Source organism: Mycolicibacter senuensis (assembly GCF_002101885.1).
GTDB classification, from domain to species: Bacteria; Actinomycetota; Actinomycetes; order Mycobacteriales; family Mycobacteriaceae; genus Mycobacterium; species Mycobacterium senuense.
The window spans coordinates 420,788-437,763 of sequence record NZ_LQPS01000043.1 but is presented as its reverse complement, the minus strand read 5'-3'; the positions used below and the strand labels follow the sequence as shown (position 1 = coordinate 437,763).

Annotated in this window: 22 protein-coding genes; 13 read left to right on the top strand and 9 right to left on the bottom strand. The window is 69.2% G+C overall.

Annotated elements, in window-relative coordinates; genetic code table 11:
• Positions 1-11: 11 nt before the first annotated feature.
• Both AWC24_RS16470 and AWC24_RS16465 read right to left on the bottom strand, forming a co-directional pair.
• Positions 12-1,184, bottom strand: coding sequence for a class I SAM-dependent RNA methyltransferase (locus AWC24_RS16470; RefSeq protein WP_085086713.1), 1,173 nt, complete (start codon positions 1,182-1,184; stop codon positions 12-14).
• Positions 1,181-3,178 (bottom strand): APC family permease, encoded by a 1,998-nt coding sequence (locus AWC24_RS16465; protein ID WP_085086711.1) that lies wholly within the window; start codon positions 3,176-3,178, stop codon positions 1,181-1,183. Before AWC24_RS16465 ends, AWC24_RS16470 begins: the two co-directional genes overlap by 4 nt.
• 103 nt (positions 3,179-3,281) lie before the next feature.
• On the opposite strand from AWC24_RS16465, the gene AWC24_RS16460 reads away from it, so the two are divergent.
• Both AWC24_RS16460 and AWC24_RS16455 read left to right on the top strand, forming a co-directional pair.
• Positions 3,282-3,953, top strand: coding sequence for a potassium channel family protein (locus AWC24_RS16460; protein WP_085087145.1), 672 nt, complete (start codon positions 3,282-3,284; stop codon positions 3,951-3,953).
• Positions 3,950-4,612: a potassium channel family protein gene (locus AWC24_RS16455; RefSeq protein WP_085086709.1), complete on the top strand. Its 663-nt coding sequence runs from the start codon at positions 3,950-3,952 to the stop codon at positions 4,610-4,612. Before AWC24_RS16460 ends, AWC24_RS16455 begins: the two co-directional genes overlap by 4 nt.
• Here the strand turns inward: AWC24_RS16455 and AWC24_RS16450 are convergent.
• Positions 4,598-5,266, bottom strand: a complete 669-nt coding sequence (locus tag AWC24_RS16450) for a DUF3159 domain-containing protein (protein ID WP_085086707.1) — start codon at positions 5,264-5,266, stop codon at positions 4,598-4,600. The two genes, AWC24_RS16455 and AWC24_RS16450, sit on opposite strands and share 15 nt — an antisense overlap.
• Positions 5,267-5,295: 29 nt before the next feature.
• Complete coding sequence (locus AWC24_RS16445; protein ID WP_085086705.1) at positions 5,296-5,667, bottom strand: OB-fold nucleic acid binding domain-containing protein; 372 nt, start codon at positions 5,665-5,667, stop codon at positions 5,296-5,298.
• A gap of 107 nt (positions 5,668-5,774) precedes the next feature.
• Between AWC24_RS16445 and AWC24_RS16440 the strand changes: the two genes are divergently transcribed.
• Positions 5,775-6,482: an alpha/beta fold hydrolase domain-containing protein gene (locus AWC24_RS16440; protein WP_085087143.1), complete on the top strand. Its 708-nt coding sequence runs from the start codon at positions 5,775-5,777 to the stop codon at positions 6,480-6,482.
• Positions 6,483-6,493: 11 nt separating this feature from the next.
• On the opposite strand, the gene AWC24_RS16435 is transcribed toward AWC24_RS16440, so the two are convergent.
• Both AWC24_RS16435 and dut read right to left on the bottom strand, forming a co-directional pair.
• On the bottom strand, positions 6,494-7,279 hold the full coding sequence (locus tag AWC24_RS16435) for a DUF3710 domain-containing protein (protein WP_085086703.1): 786 nt from the start codon (positions 7,277-7,279) through the stop codon (positions 6,494-6,496).
• A gap of 51 nt (positions 7,280-7,330) precedes the next feature.
• On the bottom strand, positions 7,331-7,795 hold the full coding sequence (dut, locus tag AWC24_RS16430) for a dUTP diphosphatase (RefSeq protein WP_085086701.1): 465 nt from the start codon (positions 7,793-7,795) through the stop codon (positions 7,331-7,333).
• Between the two features lie 25 nt (positions 7,796-7,820).
• On the opposite strand from dut, the gene AWC24_RS16425 reads away from it, so the two are divergent.
• Positions 7,821-8,306 (top strand): DUF3093 domain-containing protein, encoded by a 486-nt coding sequence (locus AWC24_RS16425; protein ID WP_085086699.1) that lies wholly within the window; start codon positions 7,821-7,823, stop codon positions 8,304-8,306.
• Positions 8,307-8,319: 13 nt separating this feature from the next.
• Here the strand turns inward: AWC24_RS16425 and AWC24_RS16420 are convergent, their stop codons facing one another.
• Entirely contained in the window at positions 8,320-8,622 is a 303-nt protein-coding gene (locus AWC24_RS16420; RefSeq protein ID WP_013829371.1) for a DUF4193 domain-containing protein, read from the bottom strand.
• A gap of 170 nt (positions 8,623-8,792) precedes the next feature.
• Here AWC24_RS16420 and cei point away from each other — a divergent pair, with 170 nt between their 5' ends.
• The 5 genes from cei to AWC24_RS16395 all read left to right on the top strand — a co-directional run bounded on the left by cei (position 8,793) and on the right by AWC24_RS16395 (position 13,406).
• Positions 8,793-9,443, top strand: coding sequence for an envelope integrity protein Cei (gene cei, locus AWC24_RS16415; RefSeq protein ID WP_085086697.1), 651 nt, complete (start codon positions 8,793-8,795; stop codon positions 9,441-9,443).
• 19 nt (positions 9,444-9,462) lie between these two features.
• Complete coding sequence (ppgK, locus tag AWC24_RS16410) at positions 9,463-10,272, top strand: polyphosphate--glucose phosphotransferase (protein ID WP_085086696.1); 810 nt, start codon at positions 9,463-9,465, stop codon at positions 10,270-10,272.
• 187 nt (positions 10,273-10,459) lie between these two features.
• A complete protein-coding gene (locus AWC24_RS16405) occupies positions 10,460-11,995 on the top strand; it encodes an RNA polymerase sigma factor (protein ID WP_085087141.1) in 1,536 nt (511 codons plus the stop codon).
• Between the two features lie 6 nt (positions 11,996-12,001).
• Positions 12,002-13,084 (top strand): methyltransferase, encoded by a 1,083-nt coding sequence (locus tag AWC24_RS16400; protein ID WP_085086694.1) that lies wholly within the window; start codon positions 12,002-12,004, stop codon positions 13,082-13,084.
• A 37-nt stretch (positions 13,085-13,121) separates the two neighbouring features.
• Positions 13,122-13,406 carry a hypothetical protein gene (locus AWC24_RS16395; RefSeq protein ID WP_085086692.1) on the top strand — a complete coding sequence of 95 codons (285 nt, stop codon included), beginning with the start codon at positions 13,122-13,124 and terminating at the stop codon, positions 13,404-13,406.
• On the opposite strand, the gene AWC24_RS16390 is transcribed toward AWC24_RS16395, so the two are convergent.
• On the bottom strand, positions 13,357-13,710 hold the full coding sequence (locus tag AWC24_RS16390; RefSeq protein ID WP_085086690.1) for a DUF952 domain-containing protein: 354 nt from the start codon (positions 13,708-13,710) through the stop codon (positions 13,357-13,359). The two genes, AWC24_RS16395 and AWC24_RS16390, sit on opposite strands and share 50 nt — an antisense overlap.
• A gap of 120 nt (positions 13,711-13,830) precedes the next feature.
• Here AWC24_RS16390 and AWC24_RS16385 point away from each other — a divergent pair, with 120 nt between their 5' ends.
• Together AWC24_RS16385 and AWC24_RS16380 are read left to right on the top strand one after the other, a co-directional pair.
• On the top strand, positions 13,831-14,025 hold the full coding sequence (locus tag AWC24_RS16385; protein ID WP_085086688.1) for a DUF7455 domain-containing protein: 195 nt from the start codon (positions 13,831-13,833) through the stop codon (positions 14,023-14,025).
• 85 nt (positions 14,026-14,110) lie between these two features.
• Positions 14,111-15,070 (top strand): YihY/virulence factor BrkB family protein, encoded by a 960-nt coding sequence (locus AWC24_RS16380; RefSeq protein ID WP_085086686.1) that lies wholly within the window; start codon positions 14,111-14,113, stop codon positions 15,068-15,070.
• On the opposite strand, the gene AWC24_RS16375 is transcribed toward AWC24_RS16380, so the two are convergent.
• A complete protein-coding gene (locus tag AWC24_RS16375) occupies positions 15,057-15,296 on the bottom strand; it encodes a DUF3039 domain-containing protein (RefSeq protein ID WP_085087139.1) in 240 nt (79 codons plus the stop codon). The two genes, AWC24_RS16380 and AWC24_RS16375, sit on opposite strands and share 14 nt — an antisense overlap.
• 66 nt (positions 15,297-15,362) lie before the next feature.
• Between AWC24_RS16375 and AWC24_RS16370 the strand changes: the two genes are divergently transcribed.
• Both AWC24_RS16370 and AWC24_RS16365 read left to right on the top strand, forming a co-directional pair.
• Entirely contained in the window at positions 15,363-15,830 is a 468-nt protein-coding gene (locus AWC24_RS16370) for a DUF3099 domain-containing protein (protein WP_085086684.1), read from the top strand.
• 128 nt (positions 15,831-15,958) lie between these two features.
• Positions 15,959-16,924, top strand: coding sequence for a sigma-70 family RNA polymerase sigma factor (locus tag AWC24_RS16365; protein ID WP_085086682.1), 966 nt, complete (start codon positions 15,959-15,961; stop codon positions 16,922-16,924).
• Positions 16,925-16,976: the final 52 nt, after the last annotated feature.

The window sequence follows — 16,976 nt, the reverse complement described above, 5'->3', positions numbered from 1 at the left end:
TTTGCGCGGGTCTAATTGTGCGTCAGCAGCGCCACGCACTCCACGTGGTGGGTGAGCGGGAACGCGTCGAACACCCGGATCTGCTCAACGGCATAGCCGTGCTCGCGGTACAAGCCGATATCGCGGGCGAACGCCGCCACCTCGCAACCGATGTGCACCAGCCGCGGCACCGCCGCGGCCGCCAGCGCCTCGATCACCTCGCGGCCGGCGCCGGCGCGCGGCGGGTCCAGCACCGCGACGTCAGCAGCCCGCGGCTGTGCGGCCAACACCCGGCGCACCGAGCCGGTGCGCACCGACACCTGCGGCAGATCGGCCAGGGCGGCCCGGGCGGCGGCCGTCGCGGCCCGTGAGGTGTCGACGCTGACCACCTCGCCGGAGGTCCCCACCCCCTCGGCCAGTGCCGCAGCGAAGACCCCGGCCCCGCCGTAGAGGTCCCAGGCGGTCATGCCCGCTTCCGGCGCCGCCCAGTCGCAGATCAGCGCACTGTAGAGCGCGGCCGCCCGCCGATGCGCCTGCCAGAACGCCGTCACCGGAATCCGCCAACGCCGGCGGCCGACCCACTGGGTGGCGTGATAGTCGCCCTCGAGGACGTGCGGGCGGTGGTTGCGGCCGGTGCTCACCACATGCCGGACGCCGTCGTCATCGGTCACCACGTGCAGCTGATCGCCCGGTTGCCAGGTCTGCTCGGCCAGCCCCTTGGTCATCCCGGCGGGCAATTGGCCGCACCGCAGATCGGTGACCAGCTCGTCGCTGTGATATCGGTGGAATCCGGCCCGCCCGTCGGCGCCGACCGCCAGCCGGACCCGGCTGCGCCAGCCGGTCGGGCCGTCCTCACCGAGCGGTTCGGCCTCGCCGTGCCAGTCATGCCCGCCGAGCCGGCCCAATTGGTTCGCGACCACCTCCCCTTTGAGCGCCCGCGCCGCGGCAGGCTCGGCGAACGCCAGGTCGCAGCAGCCGGCGCCGCCGACGCCGGCGATCGGACACAGCGAGGCGATCCGACCGTCCGCCGCGTCGAGCACCTCCACGCATTCGGCGTGCCAGTATGAGCCGCGCTCGGCGGTGATCTGGGCCCGCACCCGTTCGCCGGGCAACGCGTAGCGCACGAACACCACCCGACCGTCATGGCGGGCCACACAACTGCCCCCGTTGGCCGGTGGACCCACGTCCAAGATCAGTTCGGTCACTCCGTGAAGCCTCTCCGGGTGTCACCGGGGGCGTGATGCGGTGCCAGCTCCCTGCGCCGCTCCGAGGAGTTCAGCTGCCAGGGCACCGAGGTCACCATCACCTGCGGCATGAACAGCAGCCTGGTCTTGAGCCGCAACGCGCTCTGGTTGTGCAGCACCTGCTCCCACCAGTGGCCCACCACGTATTCCGGGATGTAGACCGTCACCACGGTGCGCGGCGACTCCTTGCTGAGCCGTCTGACGTACTCGAGCACCGGCCGGGTGACCTCCCGATACGGCGACGCGATCACTTTGAGCGGCACGGTGATATCACTGGCCTCCCATTCGCGGACCAGAGCCCGGGTCTCGGTGTCGTCGACGTTGACGGTGATCGCCTCCAGGGTGTCCGGGCGGGTGGCCCGCGCGTAGGCCAGCGCGCGGCGGGTCGGCAGGTGCAGCTTGGAGACCAGGACCAGGGCGTGGTTGCGACTGGGCAACACCGCCTGGTCTTCGAGGGCGGCGGACTGCGCGGCCAGCTCCTGGCTGACCGCGTCGTAGTGGCGGCGGATCAGTTTCATCATGGCGAACAACACCGACATCACGACGATCGCGATCCAGGCTCCGGCCAGGAACTTGGTGGCGACCACCACGAGCAGCACCGTCCCGGTCGCGACGAACCCGATGGTGTTGACCACCCGGGAACGCATCATCGTGGCGCGGGCCGCATGGTCGGTTTCGCTGCGCAGCAATCGGTTCCAGTGCCGGACCATGCCGATCTGACTCAAGGTGAAGGAGACGAACACCCCGACGATGTAGAGCTGGATCAGTGCGGTCACCTCGGCCCCGAACGCCACGATGAAGGCGATGGCCACCACCGCCAGGAACACGATGCCGTTGGAGAAGGCCAGCCGGTCGCCGCGGGTGTGCAGCTGACGCGGCAGGTACCGGTCCTGGGCCAGGATCGATCCGAGCACCGGGAAGCCGTTGAATGCGGTGTTGGCGGCCAGCGCCAGGATCAGCGCGGTCACGCCGGCGATGATCCACAGACCGGGGGGAAAGCCGCGGAAAACGGTCTCGGCCAACTGCGCCAGCAGCGTTTTCTGGTCGTAGTCCGCCGGCGCTCCGATCAGCTGTTCGTGCGGGCGCGCCGCGATTTTCACGCCGGTCTGGCGGGCCAGCACGATGATGCCCATCATCAGCGTCACCGCGATCACGCCCAGCATCAGCAAGGTGGTGGCCGCGTTGCGCGACTTCGGCTTGCGAAACGCCGGCACGCCGTTGCTGATCGCCTCCACCCCGGTCAGTGCCGCACACCCCGACGAGAACGACTTCGCGACCAGGAACACCAGGGCCAGCCCCACCAGCTCGCCCTGGGTGGAGTCGATCTTGAACGCGGCCGAGTCGGCCTGAAGCTGGTGGCCCAGCACGAAGATCTGGAACAGTCCCCAGCCCAGCATCGCGAAGATCCCGATCATGAACGCATAGGTGGGGAAAGCGAACGCGGTGCCCGATTCGCGGATGCCGCGCAGGTTGGCCGCGGCGACCACCACGACGGTCCCCACCGCGAACGCCACCTTGTGGTCGGCGATGTAAGGTATCGCCGAACCGATGTTGGCAACCCCCGACGAGATCGAAACCGCAACGGTCAGAACATAATCCACCATGAGCGCACTTGCGACGGTCAGGCCGGCCGTGCCGCCCAGGTTGGTGGTGACCACCTCGTAGTCGCCGCCGCCGGAGGGGTAGGCGTGCACGTTCTGCCGGTAGGAGGCCACCACGGTGATGAACACGAACGCCACCGCCAAGCCGACCCACGGCGTCATCCGGTAGGCCGCGATACCCGCCACCGACAACACCAGGAAGACCTCTTCGGGCCCGTAGGCCACCGAAGACAGCGCGTCGGAGGCGAACACCGGCAGCGCGACGCGCTTGGGCAACAGCGTGTGACTGAGCCGATCGCTGCGGAACGGCCGGCCCAGCAGAAGCCGGCGAGCAGCGGTGGAAATCTTCGACACGAGAGCCAAGGGTAAGCCAGGCCGGCGCTGGCGGTAGCGTTCACCGGATACGGGCACGACTGCAGTCGAGAACCAGTCGAAACCAGCCGAAAGGATCGTGCACGTGCGGGTAGTTGTGATGGGGTGCGGCCGGGTGGGCGCCTCGGTTGCCGACGGACTGTCCCGGATCGGCCATGAGGTCGCCATCATCGACCGCGACACCGCCGCATTCAACCGGCTCAGCCCGGAATTCAACGGCGAACGGGTGCTGGGCATGGGTTTCGACCGCGACGTGCTGCTGCGCGCCGGCATCGAGGAGGCCGGCGCGTTCGCCGCGGTCTCCTCGGGTGACAACTCCAACATCATCGCCGCCCGGCTGGCCCGCGAGACGTTCGGCGTGGCGCGGGTGGTCGCCCGGATCTACGACGCTAAGCGGGCCGCCGTCTACGAGCGTCTCGGGATTCCGACCATCGCCACCGTGCCCTGGACCACCGACCGGCTGCTCGACGCGCTGACCCGGGAGAGCGAGACGACCAAATGGCGTGACCCGACCGGCACCGTCGCGGTGGCCGAGGTGGTGCTGCACGAGGACTGGATCGGCCGCCCGGTCACCGACCTCGAGGCGGCCGTCAGCGCTCGGGTGGCGTTCCTGATCCGGTTCGGCACCGGCATCCTGCCCGAACCCAAGACCGTCATCCAGGCCAGCGACCAGGTGTACATCGTCGCGGTGTCGGGCCGTGTCGCCGAGGCGATGGCGATCGCCGCGCTGCCGCCGAGCGAGGACCTGGACCCGTGAAGGTCGCGGTGGCCGGAGCCGGTGCCGTCGGCCGGTCGATCGCCCGGGAACTGCTCGAAAGCGAGCACCAGGTGACGCTGATCGAGCGCAATCCCGAGCACATCGACGTCGACGAGATCGCCGAGGCGCAGTGGCATCTCGGTGACGCCTGCGAGTTGAGTCTGCTGGAATCGGTGCACCTGGAGGACTTCGACGTCGTCATCGCGGCCACCGGCGACGACAAGGTCAATGTGGTGCTGTCGCTGCTGGCCAAAACCGAATTCGCCGTGCCCCGGGTGGTGGCCCGGGTCAACGATCCCCGCAACGAATGGCTGTTCACCGACGCCTGGGGCGTGGACGTGGCGGTGTCGACGCCGCGGATGCTGGCCTCGCTGGTCGAAGAGGCCGTCGCGGTCGGTGATCTGGTGCGGCTCATGGAGTTCCGCAAGAGCGACAGCAACCTGCTGGAGATCACGCTGCCCGACGACACGCCGTGGGGCGGAAAACCGGTGCGCAAGCTGACGCTGCCCCGCGACGCCGCACTGGTGACGATCCTGCGCGGCACCCGGGTGATCGTGCCGCAGGACGACGAGCCGCTGGAGGGCGGCGACGAGTTGCTGTTCGTCGCGTCCACCGGCGTCGAGGACGCACTGCGCGGGCTGCTGCTACCGCCGCACTGACCGGGGTTCGCGGTCGTCAGCTGCGTCCGGGCCGGGCTGGTCGTCCAGTACCCGCTGCACGTATTTGACCGCCAGGTAGGTCATCACCGCCGCCAGCGCGGTCAGCGGCCAGCCCATGGCGATGCGGGCCACCCCCAGCCACCCGGTCTGGCCGGCGTCGTAGAGCAGCCGCTGCACCACGAACCGGGAACCGAACACCAGCACCCAGATCAGCGTCGCGACGTCGTAGGCGTAGACCGCCGCCCGCACCCCGCGCCAGGCCCGGCCCTGCCCGCTGGCCCAGCTCCAGATGTAACCGACCGCCGGGCGGCGGATCAGGATGGATCCGGCGAAGACCAGTGCCCATCCCAGCGACGTCCAGATGCCGAGCACGAAATACCCTTTGGAGTCGCCCATCAGGTAGGCGATCAGGGCGCAGACCGCCACCCCGAAGAACCCCGACACCGCCGGCTGGGTGGATTCCCGGCGGATGAGCCGCCAGGCCAGCACCGCCGCGGCCACCCCCAGCGCCGCCATCACGGCGGCGCGCAACCCGAAGACGCTGGAGGTCGGCACGAACACCACGATCGGCAGCGACGAGTAGATCAGTCCGGCCACGCCGCCGATCTGGTCCAGCAGCCGCTGCGGCCCCTGGGGGCCGAAGTCATCGGTCATCGTCACACCGGCCTGACGGTCTCCGGCCGTCACTGCTGGATTTCGTAGTGGGGGTTGTAAATTGCTTTGCAGCCGCTGTCGAGTTTTCCGAGCCGGCCGTGTACCCGCAGGGTGCGGCCCGAGTCGATTCCGGGAATGCGGCGCTGCCCCAGCCATACCAGCGTCACGGTGTCGGTGCCGTCGAACAGCTCGGCGCGGACCCCGCCCACGCAGCCCTTGGCGTTGGCTTCCACGCTGCGCAGCACCCCGACCATGGTGACCTCTTGACCGCGTTCGCAGTCGATGGCGCGCTGCGCGCCGGTGTTGAGCGCCTCGTCGGACAATTCCTCGACATCGCGCAGCTCGGGGTCTTCCGTCAGTCTCCGAGTCAGCCGGCGCAGGTAGCCTTTGGGCGCAGCCATTGCACTCTCCCTCAGTTGTGTGCGCACGCTAGGGTAGACCTGTTGATTACCTAATGCCACAACGACCGGCCTACGGGGTGGCGGGCAGCACCCGGCACCATCTAGGGGTGGCATTCGATTTGCGCGGCGTGACGGCAGTCCTGCTGCCGGGGACCGGATCCGACGACGACTACATTCACCGGGTGTTTTCGCGCGCGTTGCGGCAGGTGGGCGCCGAATTGGTGGCCCACCGGCCACAGCCCGACGGTCTCGTCGAGGGCTACCTGGCCGCATTGGACGCCGCGGCATCACGCGGTGTTCCGATCATCGCCGGCGGCGTGTCGATCGGCGCGGCGGTGGCGACCGCGTGGGCGCTGCGGCATCCTCGCCGGGCGCGCGGGGTGCTGGCCGCGCTGCCGGCGTGGACCGGCGCCCCCGATGACGCACCGGCCGCCCACGCCGCCCGCCTCAGCGCCGACGAGCTGCGCCGTGACGGCCTGCCGGCCGTGGTGGCCCGCATGCGGGCGTCCAGCCCCGGCTGGCTCGGCGACGAGCTGACCCGCTCCTGGACCGCCCAGTGGCCGCTGCTGCCCGACGCGCTGGAGCAGGCGGCGGCCTACACGGCACCGACCCTCGCCGAGCTGGCGACGCTGCCGGTGCCGTTGGGCGTGACCGCGGCCGTCGACGACCCGGTTCATCCGTTGCGGACGGCCACCGAGTGGGTCTCGGCCGCGCCACGGGCCGCGCTGCGCACGGTGACGCTGGCACAGATCGGTGCTGACCCGGCCGCCCTGGGCGACGCGTGCCTGACGGCACTGATCACCGCGGCGGGCTGACCTACAGCCAGCTAACCGCCGGTGATAGTGCGCAACTGCTGCATCGCGGACCCCTCCGCGCTGCGGCGAGCGGTCGGCGCGGGCGGCGGCACATCCCCGCCGGGGCCGGGCTGGACTCCCCCGGGCTGCTGACCACCACCGGGCGCCGCGCCCCTGGCGGCCGCGGCGGCACGCAACTGCTCGGCCATCGGCTCGGGCAGCTGCACCGGCAACGGGGTACGCACCGGCAGCGGAGTGTCGCCGCGCCGGACCACGGTGTCGGCCAGGGCATCTCGCGCCTGCTGGGAGAGCGCCTCCATCGACTCGTGTGGGCCGTTGACCACGCACCGCACCATCCAGCGGTAGCCGTCGACTCCGATGAACCGGACCGCACCGGTCGCCGATCCGACCACCTCCCGGCCGAACGGGCCGTCGATGACGCTGACGCTCGCGGAGTCCCGCCGCAGCGCCTCGGCAAGCTCGGCGGCGACCTCACGCCACAGCCCCGCCGACTTGGGCGCGGCGTAGGCGGCGATGTTGAACCGGCCGTTGGGCGTCACCAGCCAGACCGCGCTGGGCACACCCGCCTCACTGAGCTCGACCTGGACCTGAGCGCCCGCGGGCATCGGCACCAACACCGAACCCAGGTCGAGGCGGGCCGTCGCCGCGGCCGCCGGGTCGTCGAAATCCTCGATGTCGAACGGGCCCTCGAGCTCCTCGCCCGCGTCCCCGTCGAAGTCCGCCACGTCCCCGGGTGCCGGCTCGGCGCGCGTCGGCTCGTCGGCGCCCGCCTTGCTCTTGCCCCTACCGAATGCCATCACAGCCGCCCATCTTCATCACTTCTGCCGTCACGAGCCCGTCACAAGCCGTCACAAACTCGCGTGCCCGCCCGACGAGCCGTGGCCGTCGCCGCCCCGGGTGGTTCCGGCCAGGCCGGCCTCGTCGAACGAAGTCACCTCGACCAGTTCTGGCAACTCGACCCGCTGCACCACCAGCTGGGCGATCCGGTCCCCCCGGTGGATCTCGATCGGGGTCGCCGGGTCCAGGTTGATCAACGCCACCTTAACCTCACCGCGGTAACCCGCGTCGATCGTTCCCGGACTGTTGACGATCGAAAGACCCACCCTCGCAGCCAGACCCGAACGCGGATGCACCAGGCCGACCATGCCGAACGGAATCGCCACCGCGATACCGGTCGGCACCAGCGCACGCCGGCCCGGGGCCAACTCGACATCGACCGCGCTGTACAGGTCGACGCCGGCGTCACCGTCATGGGCACGGCTCGGCAACGGGAGATCAGGATCCAGGCGAACAACCGCGAGACTGGGCGACACGAGGCGCAAGACTACTCTTAACCGGATGTCGGGATCGCGTGTGAACCACCGGGCGTCACAAACCGTGCGGTACCGCGAGCAACTGTGGGTGCCCTGGTGGTGGTGGCCGCTGGGGTTCGTGGGCAACGGGCTGATGGCCTACGAGGTACGGCTGGGGCTGCGCAGCCTGCCGGGCTGGCTGCCGTTCGCGGTGTTCTTCGCGATCACCGTGGCCGCCCTGCTGTGGTTGGGCCGCATCCAGGTCCGCGTCATCGAAACCGGCGGCGAGGTCCAACTCTGGGTGGGCGAGGCGCACCTGCCGGCCGGCGTGATCGCCCGTTCCGCGGAGGTCCCGCAGTCGGCCAAGTCGGCGGCGCTAGGCCGCCAACTCGATCCGGCGGCCTACGTCGTGCATCGCGGCTGGGTGGGGCCGATGGTGCTGGTCGTGCTCGACGATCCGGACGACCCGACGCCGTACTGGCTGGTCAGTTGCCGTCATCCACAGCGGGTGCTGGCGGCCTTGCAGGGTTGAGGGTCGGTCCGGATCAGGCCGCGCAGTCGGTGCAGATCATCACACCGTTCTTCTCGCTGGCCAGCCGGCTGCGGTGCTGAACCAGAAAACAGCTTGAGCAGGTGAACTCGTCGGCCTGCTTGGGCACGACGCGCACCGACAACTCTTCGCCGGACAGGTCGGCTCCGGGCAGTTCGAAGGACTCGGCCGATTCCGATTCATCGACGTCGACCACGGCGGATTGCGCCTCGTTCCGCCGCGCTTTGAGCTCCTCGAGCGAGTCCTCAGAAACGTCGTCGGTCTCGGTGCGCCGCGGGGCGTCGTAGTCGGTAGCCATCGTCTTCTCCCCTCAGTCCCCTCGGTAACCCTGCGCGAGCTTTGTACCAGCGTCGAACGCATCCACCAAATGATTCGTGCCCGGATCACGCCAAGATCATGTGTGATTTACGTCACATCACCTTGCTGACCACGCTCATCTCGGTCGTCCGCGCCCTCTAGAGTGCGTACGTGGTCACGCAAATCACTTCCGGTACCGAGTTCGACAAGCATGGCCTGCCGTTCCGGCGACGCAACTACCGGCCCGCCGCCTACGCCCTGGCCGTCCTGGCACTGATGACCGCGGTGGCGTGGGCGGTGGCGCTGACCCGACCGGCCGACATCCACGAGGTCGCGGTGTGCAACGCACCGCCGGCGCCCACCGAACCCGACCAGCCGCGACTGGGCACCCAGGTGCCCCGCGCCGCGATGATCACCACCACCCCGGCCAAACTGGCCGACATCAAAGCCCGCGTCCTCAACGCCAGCGGCCGCGCCGGACAGGCCGCCGACGTCGCCGACGCGCTGCGCGACGACGGCTTCGCCCAGCCGACCGCCGCCAACGACCCGGTCTATGCCAACGGCCGGCTGGACTGCAACGGCCAGATCCGCTTCGGCGAGGCGGGACAGGCCGCCGCTGCGGCGCTGTGGCTGGTGGCGCCGTGCACCGAGTTATTCCGCGACGACCGCCTCGACGACTCCGTCGACCTGGCCGTGGGCAGCGATTTCGTGAGCCTGACCCACAGCGACGACATCGAGGCGGCGCTGGCCGGCCTGCGTCCCGACGCCACCGGGCTCCCCGACCCGGCCCTGCTGACCAAGATCCATTCCGGTACCTGCTGACGACCCGCCGAGGAGATCCATGACCGGCACAGACCCGACCGATTCCCCGCCCGCTGCCGCGACCGGCGACCGGCACCCGCAACGACGGGGCTTCGGCGTCGACGTCGGCGGCAGCGGCATCAAGGGCGGCGTCGTCGACCTCGACACCGGTGCGCTGATCGGCGAACGGTACAAACTGCCGACACCGAGCCCGGCGACCCCGGCCGCGGTCGCCGAGACCGTCGCCGAGGTGGTCCGGAAACTCGGCTGGACCGGTCCCCTGGGGGTCACCTACCCCGGTGTGGTGATCGACGGCGTGGTGCGCACCGCCGCCAATGTCGACAAGTCCTGGATCGGGGTGAACGCCCAGGCCGCGATCCAGGCCGCACTCAACGGCCAGCCGGTCGTCATCCTCAACGACGCCGACGCCGCCGGGCTGGCTGAAGAGCGGTTCGGGGCGGGCAAGGACAACACCGGCGTCGTCGTGTTGCTCACCTTCGGCACCGGGATCGGCTCGGCGGTCATCCACAACGGAAAGCTGCTGCCCAACACCGAACTCGGGCACATCGATGTCGACGGCAAGGAAGCCGAGCACCGGGCCGCCGCGTCGGTCAAGGAGCGCAAGAACTGGAGCATGCGGAAGTGGTCCAAACAGGTGACCAAGGTGTTGGTGGCGATCGAGGACGCGCTGTGCCCGGACCTGATCATCGCCGGCGGCGGCATCAGCCGCAAAGCCGACGAATGGGTGCCACTGCTGCGCAACCGGACTCCGGTGGTCGCCGCGACATTGCAGAACACCGCGGGGATCGTCGGGGCCGCGATGGCGTCCGCGGCCGACGTGACCCGCTGAATAGCGCCCGCTCAGCGATTGTTGCCGCGTGCTGTCGTTACAATGGTCCGCGGCGGCCGCCTAACCGATAGCGGCGACTATCCCAGTTGATCACCCAACTGATATAGAGCCGACATCTGATATACCCGACACTTTCGGTGGCGCACGGCCCTGCGACCCGAAAGTCAGTCCGACCGAAGGGGTGGACGTGGCAGCGAGCAAGGCAAAGCCGGCGACCGAGGAGCCCAAGAAGCGCAGTGCCACCAAGGCACCCGCCAAGGCCGCCGCCAAGTCGACTGCGAAGGCCCCCGCCAGGACCGCCGCCAAGCGGACCCCGGCGAAGGCCACCAAGGCCGCCCCGGCCAAGAAGGCCACCAAGAGCACGGCGCGGGCAGCGACCAAGAGTGCCGCCAAGACCGCCGACGACGGCGACACCAAGCCCAAGACCCGGTCGGCCCGGGGCCCGGCGAAGAAGGCTGCCGCCAGGGGCGCCAAGGGCGCAGCCAAGAACACCGAGGTCGACCTCGCGACCGAGGAACTGGACACCGATACCGAACTGGACACCGAGCCCGGTGACGAGGACATCGATGACACGGACCTGAGCCTGGAAGACCTGGACGAGGACGCCGAGGAGTCCGGCGACGGCGAAGCCGCGCCGGCTGCCGGCGCGGCGACCGCGGAGGCCGGCGAGGAGGCCGCCGCCGCCGACGACGACGACGAGATCGCCGAGCCCTCCGAGAAGGACAAGGCCTCAGGTGATTTCGTCTGGGACGAAGAGGAGTCCGAGGCACTGCGCCAGGCCCGCAAGGATGCCGAGCTCACCGCTTCGGCCGACTCGGTGCGCGCCTACCTCAAGCAGATCGGCAAGGTGGCGCTGCTCAACGCCGAAGAGGAGGTGGAGCTGGCCAAACGGATCGAGGCCGGCCTGTTCGCCACCCAGAAGATGGCCGAGCACGCCGAGAAGGGCGAGAAGCTGGCGGTCGCCTACCGGCGTGACATGGCGTGGATCTGCCGGGACGGCGACCGGGCCAAGAACCACCTGCTCGAGGCCAACCTGCGGTTGGTGGTCTCGCTGGCCAAGCGTTACACCGGCCGTGGGATGGCGTTTCTGGACCTGATCCAGGAGGGCAACCTCGGTCTGATCCGCGCCGTGGAGAAGTTCGACTACACCAAGGGCTACAAGTTCTCCACCTACGCCACCTGGTGGATCCGCCAGGCCATCACCCGCGCCATGGCCGACCAGGCGCGCACCATCCGCATCCCGGTCCACATGGTCGAGGTGATCAACAAGCTCGGCCGCATCCAGCGTGAGCTGCTGCAGGATCTGGGCCGCGAACCCACGCCCGAGGAACTCGCCCGGGAGATGGACATCACCCCGGAGAAGGTGCTGGAGATCCAGCAGTACGCCCGGGAACCGATCTCGCTGGACCAGACCATCGGCGACGAGGGCGACTCCCAACTCGGCGACTTCATCGAGGACTCCGAGGCTGTGGTGGCCGTGGATGCCGTCTCGTTCACCCTCCTGCAGGATCAGCTGCAGTCGGTGCTCGAGACGCTCTCGGAGCGTGAGGCCGGCGTGGTTCGGCTACGGTTCGGGCTGACCGACGGCCAGCCGCGCACCCTGGATGAGATCGGCCAGGTCTACGGCGTCACCCGCGAGCGGATCCGTCAGATCGAGTCGAAGACGATGTCGAAGCTGCGGCACCCGAGCCGCTCCCAGGTCCTGCGCGACTACCTCGACTAACCGGCTGTGGCAAAACCCCCACCGGCGGCACTGCTGGCCGCCCTCACCGCGTTGCGCAGCGGCCTGCAGCGACTGCGCCAGGCGACGGTGCCCGCCGGGGTCGCCGTCATGGAACTCGGCTTCGGGGCATGGCTGGCCCAGGCGATGCACGTCGCGGTGCGGCTGGGAATCCCCGATGTGCTCCGAACCGGCCCGCTGACCGCCGACGAGACCGCCCGGCGGGTCGGTACCGACCCCGCTGCCACCTACCGGCTGATGCGTGCGCTGGCCAGTCAGTCGGTGCTCAAACTGCGCCGGGACGGCCGCTTCGCGCTGACCCGCATCGGGCGCGCCCTGGTCTCCGATGATCCGGCCAGCGTGGCGCCGATGATCGCGTTCATCGGCGACCCCGCGCACCGGGAACACTGGTCGCACCTGGAGCACTCGGTGCGCACCGGCGAGACCGCGGTCGACAAGGTGCGCGGGATGTCGTTCTTCTCCTACCTGGACACCGACTCCGAACTGGCGCAGGTCTTCAATGACGCGATGACCGGGGCGTCCGCCGTGGCGATCGAAAGCGCGGTTCCGGCATATGATTTCAGCGCCAGCAAGCTGATCGTCGACGTGGGCGGCGGTCACGGTGCGCTATTGGCCGCGGTGCTGCGCGCCGCGCCCGGTGCCCGCGGCGTGCTGTTCGACCAGCCCGCGGTGGTGGCCGGCGCTGACGCCACCCTGGCGGCCGCAGGAGTGACGTCGCGCTGCGAGGTCTCCGGTGGATCGTTCTTCGAATCGGTGCCCGACGGCGGTGACACCTATCTGCTCAAGGCGATCATCCACGACTGGGACGACGAGCGTTCGTGCGCGATTCTGCGCAATGTCCGCAGCGCCATCGCCCCGGGCGGCACCCTGCTGCTGCTGGAGATGGTGTTGCCCGAGGGCGCGCCCGCCCATCTGGGCCTGCTGCTCGACCTGGAGATGCTGACGGCCGCAGGCGGTCGGGAACGCACCCGGCGCGAATACGCCGAGTTGCTGTCCCGGGCGGGATTCCGGTTGCAGCGGGTGGTTCCCACTGCCGCCCCGATGTCGATCATCGTGGCCGTCCCGGTTTGATGCCCGGTCGCCGATCCCGCCGGTAGTATCGCGGACCATGCCGACCGATGGCGACGCCCAGACCTTCGCCGCGCTGCTCAATCGCGCGGAGCGCCACGGTCACCGCGTTCCGGCCGAGGCCCGCTTGGATCCGGCGGTGATCTCCGCGCTGAACGCCGTGGCCGCCGCTTGGCCGCGGGTGCCCGCCGCGCTGATCAACAAGGCTCAAACCACGTTCGCCCGTAGCGAACTCACCCGGGCGTCGGCGGCCAAGCCCACCACCCCTTTCCAGCTCAACCCGCCGGCCCGAACGCACCGTCCGGGCCGGGCCGATACGCCCTGACACCGATCACCGCGTCGACGGGCAACGGCCCGTACAGGTGCGGGAACAACATCGCCTCGGGATCCCCGGGCACGCCCGGCTCCCAGCGCACCGGCGACGCCACCTTTGCCGGGTCCACCTGCAGCAACACCAGATCGGTGCGCCCCCGGTAGAGCCGGTTGGCGGGCAGGTGCACCTGCTGCGGGGTCGACAGGTGCACGAAGCCCACACCGTCCAGTGACTCCGGTCGCAGCGCACCGGCCGCCTGCGCCGCCGCCCAATCCCGGGCGCCGCACAGATGTACCAGAATGTCGGCGTGTTCCATCGCCCCCGATCCTGCCCCAATGCCCGCGCAGGGTGAGACACGACACAGCCGAAGCGGGGAACAACGCCGAACGCCCGAGCGTCTGACACACTTGACAGACCCGCGAGAACGGAGGAGCCCATGAACGCGACTCTGACCAGCCCCGAACTCACTCGGGCTGATCGATGCGACCGGTGCGGTGCCGCCGCCCGAGTGCGAGCCACGCTGCCCTCCGGAGCCGAGCTGCTGTTCTGCCAGCACCACGCCAACGAGCACGAGGCCAAGCTGGTCGAGTTGGCCGCCGTGCTGCAAGTCAGCGCCCCCGCCGAGGACTAACCGACGCAGCCCCGCATCCGCGCGCAACACGCCCGACGGAGGGAATTGGGCGGTAGCACCATTCGTCAGGAATGCTGGGCTGGTCATGGCTGACCAGATCCCCAAACCTTCCCGGCATCACCTGCTGCGCATCGCACGCCGCACCCTGGCGAAGAGCTGGGACGATTCGATCTTCGCCGAGTCGGCGCAGGCCGGTTTCTGGTCGGTGCTGTCGCTGCCACCGCTGCTGCTCGGCATGCTGGGCAGCCTGTCGTATGTGGCGCCGTGGTTCGGCCCGGACACGCTGGCGACCATCCAGGACCGGCTGATCGGGATGGCCAGCAGTTTCTTTTCGCAGAACGTGGTGGCCGAGATCATCGAACCCACGGTGCGCGACATCGTCACCAACGCGCGCGGTGAGGTGGTCTCGCTGGGTTTCGTGATTTCGTTGTGGGCCGGCTCCTCGGCGATCTCGGCCTTCGTCGACTCGGTGGTCGAGGCGCACGATCAGACCCCGCTACGGCATCCGGTGCGGCAGCGGTTCTTCGCGCTGGGCCTGTATGTGGCGATGCTGGTGATCGCGGTCGCCGGGGCGCCGTTCGCCGCGCTGGGCCCGCACGCGATCGCCGAGCACCTGCCCGCGCGGTGGACCGATCTGCTGCGGTTCGGCTACTACCCCATGCTGGTGCTGGGACTGCTGGTGGCGGTGACGGTGCTCTATCGGGTCTCGCTGCCCAAACCGCTGCCGTCACACCGCCTGGTGATCGGGGCGTTGCTGGCCACCACGGTGTTCGTCGTGGCCACCTTGGGATTGCGGGTCTACCTGCGCTACATCACCAGCACCGGCTACACCTACGGTGCGCTGGCGACGCCGATCGCGTTCCTGCTGTTCGCGTTTTTGCTCGGTTTCGCCATCATGCTGGGCGCCGAGCTGAACGCCGCCATTCAGGAGGAATGGCCGGCGGAGGCAACCCATCTGCGTCAACTGCGCATCTGGCTGGTGTCCCGGTCGGGCCGAGGCGACCCCGGCGACAAGCCGGTGAAGGAGCCGGTCAGGTCTTCTTGAGGGTGGCGTAGATCCGCTTGCAGTCCGGGCAGACCGGCGAGCCCGGCTTCGCCGACTTGGTCACCGGGAAAACCTCTCCGCACAGCGCCACCACGTGGGTGCCCATGACCGCGCTCTCGGCGATCTTGTCCTTCTTGACGTAGTGGAAGTGCTTGGGGGTGTCGTCACCGGTCCCGTCATCGACGCGTTCCTCGGCGTCGGTGCGCTCGAGCGTGTCGGTCTGTATGCCCATCGCCCCATTGTGCCCGGAACTCAACGGATGTGAAAACCCCTCGTGCTTTGAGGCGGGTGGGTGTGCGACAGTGGAGTGATGAAGCACGGCCCCGAGCTGGGTTTCGACGACGACGGTCGGCCGGTGCTCATCACCGCGGCCGCCCCGTCCTTCGAACAGCAGCACCGTGAGCGGGTACGCAAGTACCTGACGCTCATGGCGTTCCGGGTTCCGGCACTCATCCTGGCCGCGGTCGCCTACGGCATCTGGCACAACGGCTGGATCTCCCTGGCGATCCTGGTGGGCTCGATACCGCTGCCGTGGATGGCGGTGCTGATCGCCAACGACCGTCCGCCCCGCCGCGCCGATGAGCCGCGGCGCTACGACGCCGCCCCCACGCGCACGCCGCTGTTCCCCACCGCGCCGCACCGCGAGCTGGAACATCCGCGATCGCCGGGGGCCGGATCGGCCGGCCGCGAGCCGGGGTTCGAGGCGGGGCAGGCGGGCGACGACGCGGCCGGCGAACCGCCGCAAGGTACCGGTTCTTAGCACATTCTCAAAGTCATCGGCGTATTCCCGCACGTCAAGTGGTGTGGAAAAGCGATCGGGCGGGAACTCTGCACCCGTGTCGGACGTTGACACGTGTGACAGCTGAAGCCGATCAACGGGAGGCCGTAATGGCAAAGGCAGATGCCACCATCAGTCGGATCGACGGCGATCTGGATTCGCAGAGTCCAGCCGCAGATCTGGTGCGGGTGTACCTCAACGGTATCGGCAAGACCGCACTGCTCAACGCCGCCGACGAGGTGGAACTCGCCAAACGCATCGAGGCCGGGCTGTACGCGAAGCACCTGCTGGAGACCCGCAAGCGCTTCGGCGAGAAGCGCAAACGCGAGCTGGCCACCGTGGTCCGCGACGGCGAGGCCGCCCGTCGGCATCTGCTGGAGGCCAACCTGCGTCTGGTGGTCTCGCTGGCCAAGCGTTACACCGGACGTGGCATGCCGTTGCTGGACCTGATCCAGGAAGGCAACCTGGGGCTGATCCGCGCGATGGAGAAGTTCGACTACGCCAAGGGATTCAAGTTCTCCACCTACGCGACCTGGTGGATCCGCCAGGCCATCACCCGCGGTATGGCCGACCAGAGCCGCACCATCCGGCTTCCGGTGCACCTGGTCGAGCAGGTCAACAAGCTGGCCAGGATCAAGCGCGAGATGCACCAGCAGCTCGGCCGTGAGGCCACCGACGAGGAGCTCGCCGCCGAATCCGGCATCCCGGCGGAGAAGATCAACGACCTGCTGGAGCACAGCCGCGACCCGGTGAGCCTGGACATGCCGGTGGGCTCCGACGAGGAGGCGCCGCTGGGCGACTTCATCGAGGACTCCGAGGCGATGTCGGCGGAGAACGCGGTGATCTCCGAACTGCTGCACACCGACATCCGCAGTGTGCTGGCGACCCTGGACGAACGTGAGCACCAGGTGATCCGACTGCGGTTCGGCCTCGATGATGGACAGCCCCGCACCCTGGATCAGATCGGCAAGTTGTTCGGCCTGTCCCGCGAGCGGGTCCGCCAGATCGAGCGTGAGGTGATGACCAAGCTGCGGCACGGCGAACGCGCCGATCGATTGCGTTCATACGCCAGCTGACACCACCTCTGCGCCGGGCCACCGCACACCGTTGCGGTGGCCCGGCGCAGCC